This is a genomic window from Psychrobacter sp. FME5, from assembly GCF_014861375.1.
Classification (GTDB): Bacteria; Pseudomonadota; Gammaproteobacteria; order Pseudomonadales; family Moraxellaceae; genus Psychrobacter.
Genome location: NZ_RRYX01000175.1, coordinates 1 through 3,168 on the forward strand (window position 1 = coordinate 1; position 3,168 = coordinate 3,168).

The window sequence follows — 3,168 nt, forward strand, 5'->3', positions numbered from 1 at the left end:
ACGTAAGTCCAGAACTCATCAACCTCTAAGCGTTCATAGTAGCGCTTCTTAGGCGCGATCTTATAAACAGATGAGCCTATGGTGCCCAATACTTTACCGATACTGACTGAGGCTATAATAGCTATGTCTCTAACACCGCAACCTCTCACCGTCATTAGCCGTATGATGTCTTCTATTTTAGAGTGACAGCCCTTATAAGTTAAGGCATGGTCACCAATGAATTGACGTTTGCAGTCCTTGCATTGGTAGTTCTGCTTGCCATAGCTTTTTATGCCGTTTTTCTTTAAACTGGGACTGTGACAGTCGGGGCAGCTGATATCTATTTGTGTCTTCATAACCTCAAATATATCATCTTGCTTTGGCTGTCACCCTCCTTTATTTCTTCAGCATACTTTCTGACACACCACCAATACTCAAATGTCCAATATTCAAGTTAATGCCACGGATGAATCTTCTGGCTCGCCAAAAGCGGATAGTCCGCGAGCACTTATCACCGCGCTCGGGGTCGGCCAATTATGCGCATGGGGGTCGCTGTATTACAGCTTCCCTTTGATTGCCGAAGCGATGATGGTGGAGCTGGGTTGGTCGAAAACAGATGTCTATGGCGCTGCCACGCTTGGGTTGGTGCTGGCAGGATTTTTAGCTTATCCCGTAGGTGTTGCTGTCGATAAAGGCTACGGCAGGGTGCTTATGGGTGGTGCGTCGCTCATGGCGGGGATACTGCTGGCACTTTGGTCACAAATCGATAGTTTATTGGGGTTTTATCTTCTGATTGCTAGCATCGGCGCCTTACAGGCAGCATTGCTGTACGAACCTGCGTTTGCCGTGATTGCTCGCAGGACTGGAGTGGGCAAAGCCCGAACAGGCATTATCGCGATAACGCTGTGGGGCGGATTTGCCAGCACTATATTTATCCCCCTAGTGCAATTCTTATTGGACCATGTGGGATGGCGCGATGCCTTGCTGGTATTAGCACTTATCAATGGGGTAGTTTGTACGATTGCGTATTTTGGTTTTATCCGACCCGAAAAAGATGCTATCCATTTTGACTACCCAGATCTAAAAAACGTGCTGACAACGGATAAACAAGAAGTTAAGGCTGCATTTCACAAGCCAGTTTTCTGGTTGTTAATGCTTTCGCTAACGGCTTATGCCGGTGCGTTCACCGCCTTTACCTTTCACATGTATCCGCTATTGCTTGAGAATGGATTGTCTACCAGTAATGTGGTTTGGGCCATCGCCACCATCGGCCCTGCCCAGGTGGCGGGTCGAATCCTAATCAGCATCTTTGGCTCAGGGGTGTCCATGCGACGCATAGGCAGCATTGTGGTCGCCGCATTTCCCTTGGTGTTTATTGTTCTGGCGTTATGGCCTACAAGCATGTGGGTCGTTACCACGATGTGTATTGTCTATGGCGCGAGTAATGGTATCTTTACCATCGTGCGAGGACTGGTGGTACCTGAAATGCTGAGCCGCCGCGCTTATGGTGCGATTAATAGCTTATTAAACTTTCCCAGCACACTTGCCAGAGCCTTTGCACCTGTAGCCATTGCTTTGCTTTGGTCAAGTACGATGTCCTATGGCGTGGCAGTTTGGGCTATCATTGCTTGCGCTATAATATTAGCCCTCAGCTTTTGGTTTGCCGCTTGGGTTAATCAGCCGATGTCCACACGCTAGCTAATATTGGGCGCGTTATCAAATGAGCAAGGAATAAGAAGTATCTGGGAGACACTTCCTCCGAGTGCAAGACGGAAGGCTATGCCTGTAGTGATTGCCACGTCTGGACATTGAGCCTTTCAATCTATACTGCTTGATGATCTTATGACACGCGTGGCTACAGTACTGAGCGATAAGGCTTTTTTTATCAAAACCTCAAAGGTTTATCCCGTTCTAAATTAGTTGGCCACTACACATCAATCTATGATCGCGAATACCACTAATATCACTACCGCTTAGAACCTCGACCTTTTGATGGGCGCTTACCATTTGCAGCAGGTTTGCCTTTACCCCTAGGTTTGTTGCCATCACCAAAAGGACGCCTATTTTTACCTTTAGAGTCCGCTGGTTTTCTAGCACCGTCCTTGGCGTGTTTAGTACCCCCCTTTCCAGTGCCCTTTGGTTTTGAAGACGCTTTTGGCTTTGACGAGGTATTAGTACGAGGTTTTTTTCGTGGTGTATTACGAGATTTCTTGGGCGGAGTACTGTCTTCCGAAGAAGAGTCTTCTATAGATTTAAGTAAAACAGACATCTCTTTTGGGGTTAAGTCTCGCCAGTCTCCAACCGGGATACCCTTAAGATTCACATTCATAATCCGTGTACGCTCAAGCTTTACGACTTCATAGCCAAAATGCTCACACATGCGACGGATTTGGCGGTTCAAACCTTGCACTAGGGTGATTTTAAACACGGTGGGCGCCACCTTGGTAACAGGACATTTTTTCGTCATCCTCCCCAAAATAGGCACGCCACCCGCTAAACCTTCAATAAAACTATCCGTTATCGGCTTATTCACTGTTACCAGATAATCTTTCTCATGATTATTACCAGCACGTAGCACTTTGTTGACCAAATCGCCATTGCTGGTTAAAAAGATTAAACCTTGGGAATCTTTATCCAAGCGGCCTATCGGGAAAATACGGTCGCTATGCCTGACAAAATCAACAATGTTGTTTTTCTCAGAGCTTTCCGTAGTGCTTACAATACCGACTGGCTTATTCAATACAATAAAAACAAAGTCATCAGCTTCTTGCGGCTCAATGAGCTGGCCGTTAACTTTTACCGTATCTCCAGCAACCACTTGATCACCGATCACAGCACGCTTGCCATTGATGTACACATTGCCTTGTTCAATAAAGCGGTCAGCGTCTCTTCGAGAGCAAATACCACTTTCTCTGATGTATTTATTTAAACGAGTCGAGGAAGCGTTGAACATAAAGCACCGTTTTTACCTAATAAAAAGCCTAAATTGAATGACTCACTTTAAGCGAAATGATTCATATTATATAGGAAATCCATTGCTGATTTCAGCAGAGATGGACAAAACCTAGAAATGCATCCAGAATCGTATAAAAAGTTATTAGGGGCTGTATAGAATTCAAATCAGCGGCAGCCAGATAAAGACACAAGCGAGAATTACGGCAGCCTCATAGCTGGCTTTAAGCTTATCAT

The 3,168-nt window shown here is 45.7% G+C and carries 3 protein-coding genes; 1 reads left to right on the forward strand and 2 read right to left on the reverse strand.

The features are described from left to right. Positions 1-335, reverse strand: a 335-nt coding sequence (locus EI161_RS13765; RefSeq protein ID WP_192529115.1) for an IS1 family transposase, incomplete at its 3' end; no start/stop codon positions are given. 82 nt (positions 336-417) lie between these two features. Here EI161_RS13765 and EI161_RS13770 point away from each other — a divergent pair. Next, positions 418-1,677 carry an MFS transporter gene (locus EI161_RS13770; protein ID WP_192529825.1) on the forward strand — a complete coding sequence of 420 codons (1,260 nt, stop codon included), beginning with the start codon at positions 418-420 and terminating at the stop codon, positions 1,675-1,677. A 268-nt stretch (positions 1,678-1,945) separates the two neighbouring features. On the opposite strand, the gene rluF is transcribed toward EI161_RS13770, so the two are convergent. Next, on the reverse strand, positions 1,946-2,932 hold the full coding sequence (rluF, locus tag EI161_RS13775) for a 23S rRNA pseudouridine(2604) synthase RluF (protein WP_192529830.1): 987 nt from the start codon (positions 2,930-2,932) through the stop codon (positions 1,946-1,948). Between the last annotated feature and the right edge of the window lie 236 nt (positions 2,933-3,168).